Origin of the sequence: Comamonas sp. F1-6 (assembly GCF_039581415.1) — a bacterium.
GTDB lineage: Bacteria > Pseudomonadota > Gammaproteobacteria > Burkholderiales > Burkholderiaceae_C > Comamonas > Comamonas thiooxydans.
In genome coordinates this window covers 1-18,618 of record NZ_JBCPWN010000001.1, presented here as the reverse complement: position 1 = coordinate 18,618, position 18,618 = coordinate 1, and the positions used below count along the sequence as shown (strand labels likewise).

Genomic DNA, 18,618 nt, shown 5'->3' with positions numbered 1-18,618 from the left:
TCATGGTCGATCGTAATCCCTGGCTTGCCTTCATCTCCCACGCCGTGCTGCTGCTGGGCGTGGCCATCGTGGCCTTTCCGCTGTATCTGGCGCTGGTCGCATCCACCCATACGGCGGACGCCATCGTGCAGTCCCCCATGCCGCTGCTGCCCGGCTCGCATATGTGGGAAAACTACCGCGACGCCCTGCTCGGTTCGGGCAAGCTCGGCTCCAACACCAATGTCGTGCAGATGATGTGGGTGAGCTTTGTCGTGGCCATGGTCATCACCGTGGGCAAGATCGCCATCTCGCTGCTGTCGGCCTTTGCCATCGTCTACTTCCGCTTCCCGTTCAAGATGGTCTGCTTCTGGGCGATTTTCCTGACGCTGATGCTGCCCGTGGAAGTGCGTATCCTGCCCACCTACAAGGTCGTGGCCGAGCTGGGCATGCTCAACAGCTACGCCGGCCTGACCCTGCCCTTGATTGCTTCGGCAACCGCCACCTTCCTGTTCCGTCAGTTCTTCCTGACCGTGCCGGACGAGCTGGTGGAGGCCGCCCGCATCGACGGCGCCGGCGCCATGCGCTTTTTCAAGGACATCCTGGTGCCCTTGTCCAAGACCTCGATTGCCGCGCTGTTCGTGATCCAGTTCATCTACGGCTGGAACCAGTACCTGTGGCCACTGCTGATGACCACCTCGGAAGACATGTACCCCGTAGTGATCGGCATCAAGCGCATGCTGGCCGGTGGTGAAGCCGCTGTGGACTGGAACATTGTGATGGCGACCGCCATTCTGGCCATGCTGCCCCCGACAGCCGTGGTGATGCTGATGCAAAAGTGGTTTGTCAAAGGCCTGGTGGATACCGAGAAATAAAGCTCGCCCCCACTGCCTCCGCCACCTTCTTTTGACCCATTGAACGAATACCTGGAATACCTCTCATGGCATCCATCTCCCTGAAGAACATCGTCAAGCGCTACGGCACCGGCAAGTCCGCCGTACCCGTCATCCACGGCATCAACGTCGAAATCAACGACGGCGAATTCATCGTGCTGGTCGGCCCCTCGGGCTGCGGCAAGTCCACCCTGCTGCGCATGATCGCCGGCCTCGAAGAAATCACCGACGGCGACCTGCTGATCGGCAGCAACAAGGTCAACGACCTGGAGCCCGCCAAGCGCAATATCGCCATGGTGTTCCAGAACTATGCGCTCTACCCCCATATGAGCAACTACGAGAACATGGCCTACGGCCTGAAGCTCGCCAAGGTGCCCGAGGACGAGATCAAGCGCCGCGTGGACAAGGCTGCCAAGATTCTGGAGCTGAGCCATCTGCTGGACCGCAAGCCGCGCCAGCTCTCCGGCGGCCAGCGCCAGCGCGTGGCCATGGGCCGCGCCATCGTGCGCCAGCCCCAGGTCTTTCTGTTCGACGAACCCCTGTCCAATCTGGACGCCAAGCTGCGCGGCCAGACCCGCCTGGAAATCCAGAAGCTGCACGCCGAGCTGGGCATCACCAGCCTGTTCGTGACCCACGACCAGGTCGAGGCCATGACCCTGGCCCAGCGCATGGTGGTGATGAACGGCGGCAATGTGGAGCAGTTCGGCACGCCCGAAGAGGTCTATCACACGCCCGCCTCCACCTTTGTGGCTGGCTTCATCGGCTCTCCTCCCATGAACCTGCTCAAGCACTCGCCCAACGGCAAGCCCGGCATGATCCTGGGCATCCGTCCCGAGCATATCGACCTGGTGGAAGCCGGCGGCGTGGAGTTCAAGGTCCAGACCGTGGAACTGCTGGGCGCCGAACGCCTGCTCTATGGCAAGGTGGGCGACGAAGACGTCACCGTGCGCGTGGAAGAAGGCAAGCCCTATCCCAAGCCCGGTGAAACGGCCCGCATCTCGGCGCGCGAAGACCGCCTGCACTGGTTCAACGCCGAAACCGGCAAACGCGTATAAATCGAAACACCCCCTGAGCGGCTTCGCCGCTTCCCCTGCTGGGCGCCTGGCGCCCGAGGGGGACGGCAACTTCGCTGCGAGGCGGCCCTGTCTCGGTGCCCTGGCACCGTGAATGCACACCCTCAAGAACGAGTCCACGGACGCCAATGACCGACTCAATCTCATCGCATGCATACGCTCATGACTGCAGAATTCCTTCTGCCATAAACTTCTCCAAGCGCCCAAGCCCACGCTGACGGCGCTTTTTTCACGTCTACATGGGCGCAAATCCACTATGACTACTGCTTTGAAACCCTGGCCCTATCCCCGCTGGGTGGCCCACCGCGGCGCCGGCAAGCTGGCACCTGAGAACACCATGAGCGCCTTCCGTCTGGGCGCGCAGCATGGCTACCGCTTTTTTGAATGCGATGCCAAGCTCAGCCAGGACGGCGTGCTGTTTCTGATGCATGACGCCACGCTGGAGCGCACCACCAACGGCCACGGCATTGGCGGCGAACTGAGCATGGGCGAGATCGCCCAGCTCGACGCCGGCAGCTGGCACTCGCGCGCCTATGCGGGCGAGGCCCTGCCCACGCTGGAAGCCCTGGCACGCTGGTGCCTGGCCAACCATCTGCACCTGAATGTGGAAATCAAGCCGACCCCGGGCCAGGAACTGGAAACCGGCCGTGCCTGCGGCGAGCTGATGCAGCGCATCTGGCCGCAAACCGAGGTACAGCCGCTGTTCACCTCGTTCAAGCCCGAGTCGCTCAAGGGCGCCCGCGAGACCGCAGCCCATATTCCGCGCGGCCTGCTGGTGGACAAGCTGGCCGACGGCAACGGTGACGCCGACCTGAAACTGGCCCTGGAGCTGGACTGCAGCGCCATGGTGCTCAACCATGCGCTGTGGACGCCCGAGCTGGTGGCCAAGGTGCATGGCGCAGGCCTCTACTGCAGCAGCTACACCGTCAACGACCAATGGGCCGCACAGCGCCTGATAGACCTGGGCACGGACGGCATCATCACCGATCGTGTGGACATGTTCAGCCCCGCACAGACAGGCGCCCAGCTGTAAATCAGTAGCTGCTTATGCAGACCCACCTTGAATTTCAGTATCAATCAATACTGAATTTCTCTCTAATCAAGCGCAAGCAGCTTCGATACCCATAGCAAAACAAAAGCCCGGCCACCCAAAGTGACCGGGCTTTTTTGCGCTCAAAGGCATCAAAAACTGGCGTGCCCCAGCAAAGGGACAGCGAGGAAGGGCCGCCCCGCACCGAGGCTGTCGTCCCCCTTACCTAGCGCAAAGCGCGTAGAGAAAGGGGGAAGGCGCGCAGCGCCTCAGGGGGTTAATCCAGCTTCGTACCCGAGGCCTTGACGGCTGCCGCCCAGCGCGGAGTCTCGCCGGCCAGGAACTTGCCGAAGGCTTCAGAGCCCAGGAAGGCCGGGTCGGCGCCCTGCTCCACCATGCGGCTCTTCACATCGGGCAGGTTCATCACCTGCTGGAAGGCATTGCTGAACTTGGCCGTCACCTCCTTGGGCAGGCCGGCAGGCGCGAGGAAGCCATAGAAGCCCACTACCTCGAAGCCCTTGAGGCCGGACTCTATGGCGGTCGGCACCTCGGGCAGCGCGGGATTGCGTTCCTTGCTGGTCACGGCCAGGGCGCGCACCTTGCCCTGCTTGTGATAAGCGGCCGCCTGGGGAATGCTCTCGGCCATGAACTGCACCTGGCCACCGATCAGATCGGTGAACGCAGGCGCGCTGCCCTTGTAGGGAATGTGCACCAGGTCCACGCCTGCGGCGCTCTTGAACATCTCGGGCACCAGATGGCTGATGCCGCCGTTGCCGGCCGAGCCGAAGTTGATCTTGCCGGGGTTGGCCTTGGCATAGGTCGTGAACTCGGTCAGCGTCTTGGCCGGCACCTTGTTGTTGACCAGCAGCGCCAGCGGCTGCATGGCGGTGCGGGCAATCGGCGTGAAATCCTTGAGCGTGTTGTAGGGCAGCTTGCTGTAGAGCGCAGGGTTGATGACCATCACGCCGGTATTGGCCAGCATCAGCGTGTAGCCGTCGGCGGGCGAGCGCATCACGTCCTGCGCCCCCACGGAGCCGCCCGCTCCGGGCTTGTAATCCACCACCAGCGGCTGACCGAGCACGCCCTGCAGCTTGTCGGTCAGCAAACGGGCATGCTGGTCCAGCGGTCCGCCGGCGGGAAAGCCCAGCACGATGCGAATCGGCTTGGTCGGAAAGGCGTCCTGAGCCTGTGCGCCCGCGGACAAAAGCAGGCCTGCGCCAGCCATCAGGCCGGCCAGTATGTTCATTGAAGTCTTGTTCATTGTTGTCTCCTTGGTTTTAGAAATCATCGGCCGCACGAAGCGCTGTCCGGGCAGCCTGATCTGGTAGCCAGCCTGCGCTGGATCGCAGCATTCGAGCCATGATTTGAGCCATAGCGGGAGCCGGCCGGTATAAAAAAGCGCTTCTCGAGGGAAGCGCTTGGGTGCCAGAGTGCCAAGCGGCAATCAGCGCTTGGGCTGCCAGGCCAGTGCCTTGTTCTGCTGCTCGGCCACCTGGGCAATGCTGAGCTTGTTGGCCGCTTCGTCGCGGCGCTTGGCGGCGTCGCCACCCAGCTCCATGGCTGCCAGGTTGTACCAGAAGTAGGCCCTGGCATTGTCACGCGGCACGCCCTGACCCTGTGCATAGACCATGCCCAGGTTGTACTGGGCGGCGGCGTCACCCTGTTCGGCCGCACGCTGATACCACTGCACGGCCTTGCCATAGTCGCGCGCAGCGCCCTGGCCTTCGGCGTACATCACGCCCAGGCGATTCTGTGCACCGGAATGACCTTGCTCGGCTGCCGCGGCATACCACTTCATTGCCTGAGCGGGGCTGGCTGCACTGCCCTGGCCATCGGCATACAGACGCGCCAGGTTGAACTGGGCCGAGGCATCGCCCTTGTCGGCTGCGCGGCGGAACCACTGCATGGCTGTCGCATAGTTCTGCGGCACACCACGGCCTTCGGCGTACAAGGTGCCCACGTTGTTGATGGCGGCGGCATGGCCTTGCTCGGCCGCCTTCTGATACCACTGCAGGGCCGTGCCGTAGTTCTGGGGCGTGCCCAGACCTTCGGCATAGATGGTGCCCAGGTTGTACTGTGCATCGGCATGATTCTGGTCGGCCGCGCGCTGGAACCATTGCGCCGCATAGGCAGGACTTTGCTCCACACCCAGACCGTAAAGATACAGACGGCCCAGATGGTTCTGGCCGTCGGCATTCCACTGCTCGGCACTCTTCTGGAACCAGGAAGCCGCCAGCTTGTAGTCGCGCGAGACACCCACGCCATCCATATACATGCGGCCCAGGCTGTTCTGGGCCCTGGCATCGCCCTGCTCGGCAGCGCGCTGCAGCCACTGAGCGGCCTGCACGGGGTCCAGCTTCACGCCCACGCCGTCGGACAGCATGGAGCCCAGCTGGTTCTGCGCTTCCGCATGGCCTTGATCGGCGGCTTTCTTGAACCAGTCGGCAGCCGTCATGTAGTTCACGGCCACGCCATTGCCCTTGAGGTAGCGCTGGCCCAGCTCGAACTGGGCCGTCACATGGCCTTGCGCAGCGGATTTTTCCAGCCACTGGGCAGCGGTGCTGAAGCTCTGGGGCACGCCCAGACCTTCCTGATAGAGGTGGGACAGGTTGTACTGGGCCACGGCATTGTTCTGCTGCGCCGCGCGGCCATACCACTGGGCAGCCTCGCGATAGTTCTGCGGCAGGCCCTGGCCGTTGGCATACAGCGCCCCCAGGCTGTTCTGGGCACCCGCATGCCCCTGGGCTGCGGCCTTGCGGAACCATTGCGCGGCTGTGGCGGCATTCTGGGGCACGCCCTGTCCATGCACATACATTTCGCCCAGCTGGTTCTGCGCCTTGGCATCGCCGCGCTCGGCAGCCTGCAGCGGACCGGCAGTGGAGGCCACGCGTGTGCCGGCAATCGGCAGCGGGCCGTATTGCAGACGGCTGAATTCAAACTGGGGGCCCGATGTGGCGGCTCTGGAATCGCGCAAAAAATTCATGCGACCTTCCGCACCGGTTTGCGCGGATGCGCTCTGGGCAAAGGCCGCCAGACTCGACATGACCAGCGCTGCGATGGGAGTGAACTTCATTCCGGTACGATTCCTAGACGCTTGTTGTTACATCAGACATACGATGACACCAACCTGCGAGCGTAACTGATTCTGATAGCAGCTTCGATAAGGAATCCCTCAATCGCGGCATCCTAGCCACAGTTTTTTGACATTTGACCGTGACATGAAAAAGCCCGGCAAAGCCGGGCCTGGAGCGATGGACTGGTTTCAGCCTCTGGTCATCTGCTGGCGCACATAGTCCGCCAGCACCTGCATGAGCTCGGCAAAATGCGTGCGCAGCGGCTCGAAGCCGGCATTCGGTTCGCGCGTGTCCTCATCCATATAGACGGGGCGACGGATCTCGATCTGCATCGAGTGGCGATTGAGCTGCGGCTGGCCTATGCGCCCGATCAACTCCACACCCTTGTAGGGCTCGTTGTAGGCCACGCTGTAGCCAAAGCCCTTGAGCGTATCGCCCACCAGATGGATGAACTCGGGCGCGCAGGTCGTGCCGTCGCGGTCGCCCAGCACGAAGTCGGCCAGCGGCGGCGCATCGCTGCGTCCCAGTCGCTGGTACACATCGTTGGGCATGGAGTGCAGATTCAGGTGCCACACGGCCCCGAAGCGCGCCACGCTGTCGTCGATGGCCTGCGCCAGCGCCGCGTGATAGGGGCGCCAGTAGCGCTCGATACGGTGCTGCACTTCGGCCACGGTGCGCTTGCGCTCATACAAGGAAGTGGCCACGCCGGCCTTGCTGATGCGCTGCCAGATCAGGCCCAGCCCCTGCTGTGTCTTGATGCTGGGCGACAGCGGCACCGGCCACTCGCCCTCGATCTGCGCAGGGTCCAGGTCGGACTCGTTGCGATTGGGATCGACATAGGTACGCGGAAAAGTCGCTTCCAGCAATGTGGCGCCGAACTCGGGCCAGCGGTCCCAGAGCGCGGCCACATGCGTGTCCTCGCCACGACGCAGCAGACTCATGGGCACGACGGTGCCGAAGTCCTCGGGGTAGGCCGTGCCGCTGTGCGGCGAGTCGCAGACTATGGGCAGAACCTCTCCCCGGGCCGGGTGCACCAGCACCGGCTCGGCCGGTCTGGCTTGCAGAAAATCAGGCACAGACATTCAAACCTTCATCAGTCCAGCTTGATATTGGCGCGCTTGGCCACGGCCGTATAGCGCTCGATCGCGGTCTTGATCTGCTTGGCAAACTGCTCGGGCGTGTTGCCCATGGACTCGCCGGAGATGGACTTCTGCTTTTCCAGATAGTCGGGCGAAGCCATGACCTTGTGCGCCGCAGCGTTGAGCTTGTCGATGATCGCTTTGGGTGTGCCCGCAGGCGCCACCAAGCCGAACCAGCCGCCGTCACCCATCTGGGGATAGCCCAGCTCGGTATAGGTGGGCACATCGGGCAGCACATCGCTGCGCTTGAGTGCCAGCACGGCCAGAGGACGCAGCTGGCCGGCCTTGATATGCGGCAGGGTCGAAGGCAGGTTGTCCGTCATGGCATTGACCTGCCCGCCCAGCGCATCGGTAATGGCCTGGCCCGCACCCTTGTAGGGAATGTGCAGCAACTGGATACCAGCCAGATTCATGAAGTTCTCGATATTGGCATGACCCAGGGAACCCGTGCCCGGCGATGCAAAGGTGTACTTGTCAGGGTTGGCCTTGGCCAGTGCAATGAATTCCTTCATGGTCTTGGCAGGCACGCTGGCGTTCACCACGAACACGCTGGGCACGCTCATCACATTGGTGATGGGGGCGAAGTCCTTGATCGCGTCATAAGGCAGCTTGCGGAAGATGGCCGGATTGGAGCCATGGGTGGACACCGTGGCCATGCCGATGGTGTAGCCGTCGGGTGCCGCCTTGGCGATTTCAGTCGCCCCGATGGAGCCGCCCGCGCCGCCCTTGTTGTCCACCACCACGGACTTGCCGAGCACCGTGCTCATTTTCTCGGCCAGCAGACGCGCCACCATGTCGGTGGACCCGCCGGCGCCAAAGGGCACAACCAGGCGGATGGGGCGATTGGGGTAGTCAGCTGCGGCATTGGCAGCGAACGCGGGGGACAGCGCGGCTGCCGCTGCGCAGGCGGCAATGGACGACAGAACGGTACGACGAATGGCCATGCGGCTTCTCCTTGGATCTCTTGAAAGACTGGTTATGGGCCGGTTCAGAGCGTTTCACCGGACGCTCCGACCTTTGTTTCATTCTGTGCCCCAGGCCGCATGGCGAAAAGCGACAAGACGGCACGCAAGTATTACCAACCGTCATAATCCAAACCGTCATGCGCATGCACTCTCCCTCCCTCTCCGAACTTCACGCCTTTGCCGCGGCCGCCCGCCTGGGCAGTTACTCGCTCGCCGCGCAGGAGCTGTATGTGACGCAGGGCGGCATCAGCCGGGCCATTGCCAGACTTGAGGAACATCTGGGCTTTGCCCTGTTCGAGCGCCTGGGCAGACGCAACGCGCTTACCGCGGCAGGACAGGACTATCTGCAGGCGATAGAGCCTGCCGTGATGGCGATAGAGGCCGCATCGGCCGCCGCCCGCAGGCGCCGCCACGGGCCGCAGCTGCGCCTGTCGGTCGTTCCCACGCTGTTCAGCCACTGGCTGATTCCGCGCCTGCCCGACTTCAACCGCCGTCATCCGCAAATCATGCTTTCCTTCGCGCCCTACCGGCGCGACGATCCGCTCAATGCGCCTGAGATCGATGCCTGGATTCGCGTCGGCAGCCAGCAATGGCCGGCGGGCGTGGAGGCCGAGTATGTGATCGGCCGCGACCTCATCCCCATCTGCCACCCGCGCGAGCTGCAAGGGCCGAACCCCATCCGCAGCGAGCAGGATCTGCTGAGCCGCCCGCTGCTATTCCACACCAACTACCCGGGCAACTGGGCCAGCTGGATGCAGGCCCGGGGCCTGAGCCAGCCCTGCCCCGCTCCGGTCGCGGACTTTGAGACCGTGGCCCTGCTGGTGCAGGCCGTGGCCGCGGGTATGGGTGTGGCCATGGTACAGCGCTGCCTGGTGGAGGAGGATCTGGCCTCGGGCCGCGTGGCTCTGGCGCTGGATGCGCCGGTGCATATCGAACGCGGCTACTTTCTGTGCCAGCAAGGCAACCGCCCCCCCACGGAGACCTTGAAGCAGTTTCGCCGCTGGATACTGGAGCAGGCCGGGCCCAGGGCCGTCAGCGACTGAGGCCTGGCCAGACACTGGCGCGAATACAACAGGCACTCTTGAGTCAGATCAAAATTTCACGCAAAACAGCTTTCCGGCCGGTACGCCAATCAGCGCCAGGCTCTGGAAAGCACCCACTGGCAGCAGGCACTTGTGCAGACCAGTGCGGCATAAGCGAGCATCTTGCCGTCGCGTGAAAACAGCCAGAGACTGAGCAGCAAAACCGCCCCACCCAATATGAAATTAATAGCTACCTGCGCAATGAAGGATTGGGCTCCAGCCTTGTTTTGCTTTAAAACGCGAGCACAGATTGCCAGGCCCAGAGCGAGAAAAAACGCAGGGGCGAGGAAGTTGAGTAAATGATTAACGCTCGCAACAAAATCCATGGCAACAATCGATTCCAAGGCTTTGAGCCCGGGGGGTGCCCAATTCGGTACTAAATTTTATAATCCCCTGTTATGGCAGTCTGGGCTTTAGGTATCAATCACCACACGGCTCCGCTCGATATGCGGGGCCGTTTTGCGTTCGCGCTCGATCAGATCGCGCCGACGCTGCAAGGCCTGCGCGCATCTCTGTCCCACGCTGGCAGGGCTCACAGCGCCGTGGAAACCGCCATCCTCTCCACCTGCAACCGCACCGAGATCTACTGCGCTGCCGACGCCCCCGCCATGGATCACACCATGCACTGGCTGGCCAACAGCGGCGGCGTGGCGCCTGAATTGCTGCGCCAGCACTCGTATCTGCTGCAGGATGGCTCGGTCGCCCGCCACGCCTTCCGCGTGGCCTCGGGGCTGGACTCCATGGTGCTGGGCGAGGCGCAGATCCTCGGCCAGATGAAGAACGCCGTGCGCGCGGCCGAGACTGCGGGTGCCCTGGGCACCACGCTCAACCAGTTGTTCCAGCGCAGCTTTGCCGTGGCCAAGGAAGTGCGCAGCTCCACCGAGATCGGCGCGCACAGCATCTCCATGGCTGCCGCTGCCGTGCGCCTGGCCGGCCAGCTGTTCGAAGACCTCAGCAAGATTCGCGTGCTCTTCGTGGGCGCGGGCGAGATGATCGAGCTGGTCTCCACCCACTTCGCCGCCCGCAACCCCAGACAGATCACCATCGCCAACCGCACCATGGAGCGCGGCGAGAAGCTCGCCGCCCAGTTCGGCGCCGGCACCATGCGTCTGGCCGACCTGCCCGAGCATCTGCACGAGTACGACGCCATCATCAGCTGCACGGCATCCACCCTGCCCATCATCGGCCTGGGTGCCGTGGAGTCGGCCCTCAAGAAGCGCAAGCGCCGCCCCATCTTCATGGTCGATCTGGCCGTGCCCCGCGATATCGAATCCGAGGTCAAAGACCTCAACGACGTCTATCTCTATACCGTGGACGATCTGGCAACCGTCGTGCGCACCGGTCAGGCCCAGCGCCAGGCCGCCGTGCAACAGGCCGAAGTCATCATCGACACCGGCGTACAGAGCTTTATGCAGTGGATGGACCAGCGCAATCCCGTGGGTGGCGCGGTCTCGCTGATCCAGCAGGTCAATGCCCAGGCCGACGAATGGCGTGCGCTGGAAATTGCCCGCGCCAAAAAGCTTCTGGCCAAGGGCGAAGACATCGATACCGTTCTGGAAGCGCTCTCGCGCGGCCTCACACAGAAAATGCTGCACGGCACCATGGCCGAGCTGCACAAGGGCGATGCCGAAGAGCGCGCCCAGACGGCGGACACCGTCTCCCGCCTGTTCCTGCGCGCCAGCCGCAACCCCAGCAAGCTTTAGCGACGCTCGCCCGCTTGGTCGCTGCCGTCCTCGCGCAGCGCAAGGCCCGACCGTGGCCTGTCCTCCCTCTTCCCTGACTCCACAAAGGTGAGCCCCCTCACCTTTCCCAAGCCCTCGGTACCCCCTATGCAAGACTTTTTGCGCAACCAGCTCGAACGCTATGCCCAACGCCTGCAGGAGCTGGATTTTCTGCTCTCGCGCGAAGACATCATGGGCGACATGAAGCAGTACCGCACCATCTCGCGCGAACATGCCGATGTGACGGCCATTGCCAGTCGCTACACCCGCTACCTGCAGACCGAAGCCGACATCGCCGCCGCGCGTGAAATGCTGGACGACCCCGACATGGCCGAAATGGCTCAGGAAGAGATCGGCAGCGGCGAGGCCGAGCTGATCAAGCTCGAAGACGAGCTGCAGCGCCTGCTGCTGCCCAAGGACCCCGACGATGCCCGCCCCGCCTTTGTCGAAATCCGCGCCGGCACAGGCGGCGACGAGTCGGCCCTGTTTGCCGGCGACCTGACCCGCATGTACACCCGCTACGCCGCCAACGTGGGCTGGAAGGTGGAAGTGATGAGCGCCAGCGAAAACGAAATCGGCGGCTATAAGGAAGTGGTGCTGCGCATCGAGGGCGACAATGTGTACGGCGCGCTGCGCTTCGAGTCGGGCGGCCACCGCGTGCAGCGTGTGCCCGCCACCGAAACCCAGGGGCGCATCCACACCAGCGCCTGCACCGTGGCCGTGATGCCCGAGCCCGACGAGGCCGAAGCCATCACGCTCAATCCCGCCGATCTGCGCATCGACACCTTTCGCGCCAGCGGTGCCGGCGGCCAGCACATCAACAAGACCGACTCCGCCGTGCGCGTGGTCCACCTGCCCACGGGCATCGTGGCCGAATGCCAGGACGGCCGCAGCCAGCACAGCAACAAGGCCAAGGCCCTGCAGGTGCTGCAGGCCCGCATCCAGGAAAAGGAACGCAGCGAGCGGGCCGCCAAGGAAGCCGCCATGCGCAAGGGCCTGATCGGCTCGGGCGACCGCAGCGACCGCATCCGCACCTACAACTTTCCCCAGGGCCGCCTCACCGACCACCGCATCAACCTCACGCTGTACAAGCTGCTGGCCGTGATGGAAGGCGATCTGGGCGACGTGATCCAGGCCCTGCAACATGCACGCGAGGCCGAGTTGCTGGCAGAGCTGGCCGCTTCCTGAGTCTGCAGGCACCGGCAGGCTGCAGCCTGCTCGAGCCGGGTCCGTTAGAACGCTTCGCCAGAAATGGGAACAATTTCAAGATGACACAGCGCTTTTTGCCGGTTCTGGTTTCTGCTCTGCTATCCGGCCTGTTGTTCACATCGACCGCCGCCCAGGCTCAGGCCTTGCGCAAGCCATCGGCCTATGACTCGGGTGCGGGGCGCCCGGTTGACGCCAGCGGCAACCGCAACGCTCCTGCCAGCCTGCCGGCCCTGACCAGCCGCGCCGATTTCGATCGCGTAGCCCGCATCTTCGATCCGGTCAGCGCCATGCCCCATGTGCTGTTTGTGATCGACCGCCAAAGCAAGAGCACGCCGCTGCATTTCATCAACACGCCGCGTTACGCGTTTCACGAAGATTTTCTGCGCGCCAAAAGCCTGCTGCGGGGCGGCAAGCCAGAGTTCAACCGCAATTACCGCGAGCCAGGCCGTCGCTTCATTCTCGGCACGCTGAGCTGGCAGCCCGTGCTCAAGGACTACAGCTACGAGTTCTGGGAAGGCGACCAGCTCACGCCCGAGCTGCTACAGACCACGGCGGCCGCGCTGAAAACCGGCTTCTTCGCCCCTGTGCGCTTCAAGGCCAACTCCACGCAGCAGGAAGCCGTGGCCCAGCAGGCCGGTGTTGCAGCGGTCACCCAGGCCCAGTTGCTGGGAGCCCAGACCTATCTGCCGCTGAACCAGGGCCAGGCCGTGGGCCGGCTGCGCATCCTGAACCAGGCCGAGGCCGTGAATGACCTCCAGCCCAGGGACATCGTGCTGTTGCGCGAAGTACCCATCAGCCTGCCGCCCGTGGCCGGCGTGGTGACGGAGCGCCCTTCCACGGTGCTATCCCATGTCAATCTGCTGGCGCGTGGCTGGGGCATACCTAATGCCTATGTGCAAAAAGCGGCCGAGCAATACGCGGACTTCAACGGCCGCTGGGTGCATATCGACGTACAGCCCGCCGGCTTTGCGCTGCGCGCCGCCACGGCTGCCGAACAACAGAGCGCCGAAAAGCAGGCCCAGCAGCCGCCGCCCAAGGGCCGCAAGGTCTTGCTTCAGCCCGATCTGAGTCGCAGCGAACTGGTGCCCCTGGCGGCCCTGCGCAGCGCGGATCGCCGCCGCTGCGGTGCCAAGGCCGCCAATCTGGGCGAGATCCAGTCCGCCCGCCTCGCGGACGTCAGCGTGCCCGATGGCTTTTGCATTCCGTTTGCCGCCTATGCCGACTTCATGCGCTCCAACGGCTTGGCCGAGCGCATTGCCCGCATGCGCCAGCAGCCCGGCTTCGCGACGGATGCAGGCATCCGAAGGCAGGCCCTGTCCGCGCTGCAGGCCGAAATCGAGCAATGGCCCGTCAGCCCGGCCGTGGCCGATGCCTGGGTCCGGCGCTGGTCCGGCCAGTTGGGCAGCCAGGGCGTGTTCGTGCGCAGCTCTTCCAGCTCCGAGGACCTGCCCAGCTTCAGCGGAGCAGGCCTCTACACCACCGTGCCCAATGTACGCAGCGATACGGACCTGGTCGCCGCGGTGCGCAAGGTCTGGGCCTCGATCTACAACTTCGAGGCCTGGGAAGCCAGACAGGCAGCGGGCATCGACGATGCGCAGCTGATGATGTCGGTGTTTGTGCAAAAAGCCGTGGACTCCTCCGCCTCTGGCGTGATGATCACCCGCGACCCCTTCGATGCCTCACACCGCCACATGAGCTATATCGCCGCCAAGCGCGGCATAGGCATCCGCGTGGTCGAAGGCAAGCGGGTCGCGGAGCAAATCCTCTACTCCAGCCGCAGCAAGGCCGTGCAGGTGCTCAACCGTTCCCAGGACGATGTGGCGCTGCAGCTGGATGCCAGGGGCGGCGTGCGCGAAGTGGCCGTGACTGCCGGCCGCGCCGTGCTCAGCGATACGCTGGTGCAGCGACTGGCGCGTGCCGGAGCCGGCATCAAGCAACGCTTTGGCGGCAAGGACCAGGACATCGAGTGGGCCGTGCAGGGCGATCAGCTCATCATCCTGCAATCGCGCCCCTTCATCTCGGCGCCCGGACGTTAAGAATCCGCCATGCTGAATTTCGAGTCACCTGTCGTCATTGAGCTGCTGCAAGCCCAGGGCTGGACCCCGCAGCGAGAGGTCGCCATACCGGCGCTTGTCCGGAGCGCTCTGAACCAACAGCCCGGTCTGGCCTGCCACCCCGCCGTGGCTGCGCTGCAGAACCTGGCGGGCTTGCACATAGGCCAGGTGGGCAAGGGGCTGGAATGCGCCAGCAGCGATATAGAGTTTGATTGGCTCGAAGCGCATTTCACCGGCGAAGATGCGGACGACGCCCTGCTCTCCTGGGAACAGCGCCTGGACACCCGGCTGATAGCAGTTGCCGAAGTTCACCACTCCCACGGCCAGCTGCTGATGGCCGGCGATGGACGCTGCTTTTCCTGGTCTTTTGTAGGTATGAGCTTCGAGGGCGAGAATCTTCAGCAGGCGCTGGAGCATCTGTTGCTGGGAATACGTTCGCGCCCCATGCTGGAGCCCGGCCAGTCGTCGACCCAGCTGTACGGCACGCTCTACAAGGCGGGCGACCCCGAGATATACCGCTACTGAATTTCCGAAGAAGATGGCCGCCGGCCAAGCCATGACCGAACCCTCGTCCCCCACTTTCTCCGTCGCTCAAGCCCTGCAGCAAGCCGCCCGCCAAGGCCTGGCGCGTGTCGATGCACAGATGCTGCTGCTGCACTTGATGCAGCAGCCAGCGCATGCCCGCGCCTGGCTCATCACGCATGACTGCGATGCCCTCAGTCAGGAGCAGCAGCAACGCTGGGACCAGCTGTGCGCCCTGCGCCAGCAAGGCACGCCTGTCGCCTACCTGACCGGAAACAAGGAGTTCTACGGCCTGGATCTGGCCGTGGACAGCAGGGTGCTGGACCCGCGCCCCGATAGCGAGACCCTGGTGGACTGGGCGCTGGAGCTCATGCCCGAAAGGCAGCCGGTTCGCGTTATAGACCTGGGCACCGGCAGCGGCGCCATCGCCCTGGCCCTGCAAAGCCAGCGCCCCTCAGCCCGGGTCATCGCCGTGGACGCCAGCGCCGATGCCCTGGCCGTGGCCCGCAGCAACGCCGCCCGGCTTCAACTGCCCGTGCAGTTCGCCCATGGCAGCTGGCTGGAGCCTCTGGACGGGCTGGAACCCGTCGATCTGATCGTCAGCAATCCGCCCTATATTCGCGCCGACGACCCGCACCTGGCGGCGCTGACCCACGAGCCGCTGTCGGCCCTGGCTAGCGGCGCGGATGGGCTGGAGGACATACGCAGCATCATCGACCAAGCTCCGGCCCGCCTGAAGGCTGGTGGCTGGCTGCTTTTCGAGCATGGCTGGGATCAGGCCGAAGACGTGGCGCGGCTCATGCAGGCGGCCGGCTTCGAGCAGGTCCAGCACCGCCACGACCTGGCCGGCATTGCACGCTGCACGGGCGGTTGCCGGACCGGCAAGGCTTGATTTCCAGACCTTAGCCCCCAGATAAACACGTAGCAAGATTTCCTCACAGCATCGCATTCCTTGCGGTCGGTGAAATAATTGCAGACATCGCGGCTGGTACCGCCATTTCCAAAATCCGGAGCCCACTATGAGCAACACTCAACAACGCATCGACGACCTGGTCAAGAACAACGACATCCTGCTGTTCATGAAGGGCAACGCCAGCTTCCCCCAGTGCGGCTTCTCCGGCCGTGCCATCCAGATCCTCAAGGCCTGCGGCGTGGACGCCAAGTCCATCGCCACCGTGAACGTGCTGGAAGACCAGGAAATCCGCCAGGGCATCAAGGACTACAGCCAGTGGCCCACGATCCCCCAGCTCTACATCAAGGGCGAATTCATCGGTGGCTCGGACATCATGATGGAGATGTACGAATCGGGCGAGCTGCAGCAAGTGCTGGCCGCCAAGTAAGCCCAACCCCGTCTGCAAGCCACCGGCACCCCGGTGGCTTTTTTCATGCCGCCCCCCAAACCTGTTCCCCCTCACCACTGCTGCATCCATATCGATGGCAGTGCCCTGCCCAACCCCGGCCCCATGAGCCTGGGCGTGTTGCTGCAGCTGCCCGATGGCAGCCGCCATACGCTGTCGCAGGATCTGCACCGCAGCGGCTGCAACAACGAAGCCGAGCTGCGCGCGCTGATGGCCGCCCTGAAGCTGGCACGCGATCTCGGCACGCGCAGCCTGACCGTGCGCACCGATTCCCGGGTCCTGCTGGAGCAGCTCGGCCCGCCCACGGCCAAGCCGGCGCGGCCCATCGCCCGACTCGCCCCGCTGTTCGAGGCCGCCCGCGCACAGATGCAGGACTTTGACGAGCTGGTGCTGCAATGGGTGCCCAGACACCGCAATACCGAGGCCGATGCGCTGGCACGCATGGCCCGTTCGGCAGCCGCGCTTCAGCCCTGAAGCCAGTACGGCTGCCTGCCGCAGGCTTTATGTGGTCGAATAGAGACTCCTTGATAACCGGCCGCAGGCACGTCAACGTGCCGCAGCAGCCCTGCCTATGAGTGTGTCCCAAAGCCTTGCGGTGATTGTTCTGCTGATTCTGCTCAGCGCCTTTTTCTCTGTGGCGGAGATTTCTCTGGCCGCCTCGCGCCGCCTGCGCCTGCGCCAGATGGCCGACGACGGCAACGAGGGAGCCGAGCATGCGCTGCGCGTACAGGAGCAGCCGGGCGAATATTTCACCGTGGTGCAAGTGGGACAGAATGCCGTCGCCATACTCGGCGGCATCGTCGGCGAGGGTGCGTTCAGCCCTGCGCTGACCGAGTTCTTCTCGATCTGGTTCTCGCCCAGCCTCTCTACAACTCTGGGGTTCCTGCTCTCGTTTTTCATAGTCACCTCGGCCTTCATCCTGCTGGCCGATCTGTTGCCACGCCGCATCAGCATGAACGAGCCCGAGCGCTATGTGGTGCGCGTGCTCGCACCCATGCGCTGGTTTGTGGTGATCTTCAAGCCCATCATCTGGTTCTACAACCTGGCGACCGACACCCTGTTTCGCCTGTTGGGCCTGCCTCCGACGCGCGACGAGCGCATCACCAGCGACGACATCCTGGCCATGACCGAAGCGGGCACCAAGGCCGGCGTGCTGGCCGCCCGCGAGCAGCAGGTGATTGCCAATGTCTTCGAGCTGGACTCGCGCACCGTGGCCTCTGCCATGACCCAGCGCGACAGCGTGGCCTTCTTCTACCGCGACGACAGCGACGCCATCATCCGCGCCCGCATTGCCGAGGAGCCCTTTTCCACCTACCCGGTCTGCGACGGCGATATCGACCATGTGATCGGCTATGTGGACGCCAAGGACCTGTTCCAGCGCGCGCTCAACAACCAGCCGCTGTCGCTCAGCGACGACAGCCTGATCCGCAAGGTGCTCATCGTGCCCGACCGCCTGACGCTGGCCGAGGTGCTGGAGCAGTTCCGCATGGTGCACGAGGACTTTGCCGTCATCGTCAACGAATACAGCCTGGTCGTGGGCGTGGTGACGCTCAACGACGTGATGAGCACAGTGATGGGCGATCTGGTCGGCCCGGCCGACGAGGAGCAGATCATCCGCCGCGACGAGCATTCCTGGCTGATCGACGGCATCACGCCCATCGAGGACGTGATGCGCGTGCTGCATCTGGACGATATGCCGCATGACGACGAGTACGAAACGCTGGCCGGCTTTCTCATGGTCATGCTGCGCCGCGTGCCGCGCCGCACCGATACCGTCACCTGGGGCGGCTTCAAGTTCGAGGTGCTGGACGTGGACAGCTATCGCATCGACCAGGTCATGGTGACCCATCTGCCCGAGCCCACGGCCGAATCTGCCGCACCTTCGGCGGCCGCAGCGGCCAAGGTGCAGGGCAGCGCTGCCCAGTCCCAGGCTGGCAAAAGCAGCCACTCCTGAATCAGTAGCTTCTTGCGCTTATCCCCAAAGGACTTCAGGTTCTTTTCTTGCTGAAACCAATGAAAAGAGAGCGCCAGGCGCTCTCTTTTTTCTGTATATCGTCACGGCATCAGACCGGCTGCGGCTCTTCCACCAGCCAGCGCCGCTGGGCGCCGAACACGGCATTCGGATACTGGGGCTGGCCCCGGCTGCCGTTGTAGCGGCCCAGTGCCATGTAGGCATCGCCTTTTTCGCGGTCCATGTAGTGGCGCAGGATCACGCAGCCGAAGCGCAGATTGGTCTGCATGTGGAACAGCTTGCCGATATCGCCGTCACCGATCAGCCGCATCCAGAACGGCATGATCTGCATATAGCCACGCGCGCCCACGCTGGAGATGGCGTATTTGCGATAACCGCTCTCCACCTGTATCAGGCCCATGACCATGGACACATCGAGGCCCGCGCGCTTGGACTCGTACCAGACGGTCTGCAGGAACTCGCGCCGCGCCTGCGGATCGGGCTTGCGCTTGGCCAGCTTGTCGCTGCTGGCGACCAGCCAGCGCAGATAGCTCATGCGCGCCGCTGTGGA

18 protein-coding genes are annotated in these 18,618 nt (G+C 63.9%); 12 read left to right on the top strand and 6 right to left on the bottom strand.

What is annotated here, in order from left to right; translation table 11 throughout:
- Nucleotides 1-2 precede the first annotated feature (2 nt).
- From ugpE to ugpQ, 3 genes are all read left to right on the top strand, one after another.
- Nucleotides 3-851, top strand: a complete 849-nt coding sequence (ugpE, locus tag AAIL66_RS00090) for a sn-glycerol-3-phosphate ABC transporter permease UgpE (RefSeq protein ID WP_034357561.1) — start codon at nucleotides 3-5, stop codon at nucleotides 849-851.
- A gap of 65 nt (nucleotides 852-916) precedes the next feature.
- Nucleotides 917-1,924: a sn-glycerol-3-phosphate import ATP-binding protein UgpC gene (locus tag AAIL66_RS00085; RefSeq protein ID WP_034381667.1), complete on the top strand. Its 1,008-nt coding sequence runs from the start codon at nucleotides 917-919 to the stop codon at nucleotides 1,922-1,924.
- 274 nt (nucleotides 1,925-2,198) lie between these two features.
- The gene (gene ugpQ, locus AAIL66_RS00080) at nucleotides 2,199-2,975 is read left to right on the top strand and encodes a glycerophosphodiester phosphodiesterase (protein WP_343495733.1); all 777 of its coding nucleotides are present in this window, start codon (nucleotides 2,199-2,201) and stop codon (nucleotides 2,973-2,975) included.
- A gap of 274 nt (nucleotides 2,976-3,249) precedes the next feature.
- Here ugpQ and AAIL66_RS00075 read toward each other — a convergent pair whose 3' ends face one another.
- The 4 genes from AAIL66_RS00075 to AAIL66_RS00060 all read right to left on the bottom strand — a co-directional run bounded on the left by AAIL66_RS00075 (nucleotide 3,250) and on the right by AAIL66_RS00060 (nucleotide 8,129).
- Entirely contained in the window at nucleotides 3,250-4,233 is a 984-nt protein-coding gene (locus AAIL66_RS00075; RefSeq protein ID WP_343495732.1) for a tripartite tricarboxylate transporter substrate binding protein, read from the bottom strand.
- Nucleotides 4,234-4,416: 183 nt separating this feature from the next.
- Nucleotides 4,417-6,045 (bottom strand): sel1 repeat family protein, encoded by a 1,629-nt coding sequence (locus AAIL66_RS00070; protein WP_343495731.1) that lies wholly within the window; start codon nucleotides 6,043-6,045, stop codon nucleotides 4,417-4,419.
- A gap of 189 nt (nucleotides 6,046-6,234) precedes the next feature.
- Nucleotides 6,235-7,128: an N-formylglutamate amidohydrolase gene (locus tag AAIL66_RS00065; RefSeq protein WP_034389217.1), complete on the bottom strand. Its 894-nt coding sequence runs from the start codon at nucleotides 7,126-7,128 to the stop codon at nucleotides 6,235-6,237.
- 11 nt (nucleotides 7,129-7,139) lie between these two features.
- Nucleotides 7,140-8,129 (bottom strand): tripartite tricarboxylate transporter substrate binding protein BugE, encoded by a 990-nt coding sequence (locus AAIL66_RS00060; protein WP_034389215.1) that lies wholly within the window; start codon nucleotides 8,127-8,129, stop codon nucleotides 7,140-7,142.
- 158 nt (nucleotides 8,130-8,287) lie between these two features.
- On the opposite strand from AAIL66_RS00060, the gene AAIL66_RS00055 reads away from it, so the two are divergent.
- The gene (locus AAIL66_RS00055; protein WP_034357549.1) at nucleotides 8,288-9,193 is read left to right on the top strand and encodes a LysR substrate-binding domain-containing protein; all 906 of its coding nucleotides are present in this window, start codon (nucleotides 8,288-8,290) and stop codon (nucleotides 9,191-9,193) included.
- 89 nt (nucleotides 9,194-9,282) lie between these two features.
- Here AAIL66_RS00055 and AAIL66_RS00050 read toward each other — a convergent pair whose 3' ends face one another.
- Complete coding sequence (locus AAIL66_RS00050) at nucleotides 9,283-9,558, bottom strand: hypothetical protein (protein ID WP_034357547.1); 276 nt, start codon at nucleotides 9,556-9,558, stop codon at nucleotides 9,283-9,285.
- A 72-nt stretch (nucleotides 9,559-9,630) separates the two neighbouring features.
- On the opposite strand from AAIL66_RS00050, the gene hemA reads away from it, so the two are divergent.
- The 8 genes from hemA (at nucleotide 9,631) to AAIL66_RS00010 (ending at nucleotide 18,050) form a co-directional block, all read left to right on the top strand.
- On the top strand, nucleotides 9,631-10,935 hold the full coding sequence (gene hemA, locus AAIL66_RS00045; protein WP_012837115.1) for a glutamyl-tRNA reductase: 1,305 nt from the start codon (nucleotides 9,631-9,633) through the stop codon (nucleotides 10,933-10,935).
- Between the two features lie 126 nt (nucleotides 10,936-11,061).
- On the top strand, nucleotides 11,062-12,141 hold the full coding sequence (prfA, locus tag AAIL66_RS00040; RefSeq protein ID WP_003058512.1) for a peptide chain release factor 1: 1,080 nt from the start codon (nucleotides 11,062-11,064) through the stop codon (nucleotides 12,139-12,141).
- Between the two features lie 80 nt (nucleotides 12,142-12,221).
- Nucleotides 12,222-14,198 carry a PEP/pyruvate-binding domain-containing protein gene (locus tag AAIL66_RS00035; protein WP_343495730.1) on the top strand — a complete coding sequence of 659 codons (1,977 nt, stop codon included), beginning with the start codon at nucleotides 12,222-12,224 and terminating at the stop codon, nucleotides 14,196-14,198.
- A gap of 9 nt (nucleotides 14,199-14,207) precedes the next feature.
- Nucleotides 14,208-14,741, top strand: a complete 534-nt coding sequence (locus AAIL66_RS00030; protein ID WP_343495729.1) for an SUKH-3 domain-containing protein — start codon at nucleotides 14,208-14,210, stop codon at nucleotides 14,739-14,741.
- A gap of 13 nt (nucleotides 14,742-14,754) precedes the next feature.
- Nucleotides 14,755-15,630 carry a peptide chain release factor N(5)-glutamine methyltransferase gene (prmC, locus tag AAIL66_RS00025; RefSeq protein ID WP_343495728.1) on the top strand — a complete coding sequence of 292 codons (876 nt, stop codon included), beginning with the start codon at nucleotides 14,755-14,757 and terminating at the stop codon, nucleotides 15,628-15,630.
- Between the two features lie 127 nt (nucleotides 15,631-15,757).
- Nucleotides 15,758-16,078: a Grx4 family monothiol glutaredoxin gene (grxD, locus tag AAIL66_RS00020; protein ID WP_003058519.1), complete on the top strand. Its 321-nt coding sequence runs from the start codon at nucleotides 15,758-15,760 to the stop codon at nucleotides 16,076-16,078.
- Between the two features lie 33 nt (nucleotides 16,079-16,111).
- Entirely contained in the window at nucleotides 16,112-16,570 is a 459-nt protein-coding gene (locus AAIL66_RS00015) for a ribonuclease HI family protein (protein ID WP_343495727.1), read from the top strand.
- Nucleotides 16,571-16,667: 97 nt separating this feature from the next.
- Entirely contained in the window at nucleotides 16,668-18,050 is a 1,383-nt protein-coding gene (locus tag AAIL66_RS00010) for a hemolysin family protein (protein WP_343495726.1), read from the top strand.
- Between the two features lie 109 nt (nucleotides 18,051-18,159).
- On the opposite strand, the gene AAIL66_RS00005 is transcribed toward AAIL66_RS00010, so the two are convergent.
- The coding region (locus AAIL66_RS00005) for a transglycosylase SLT domain-containing protein (protein ID WP_343495725.1) at nucleotides 18,160-18,618 on the bottom strand (459 nt) is incomplete at its 5' end.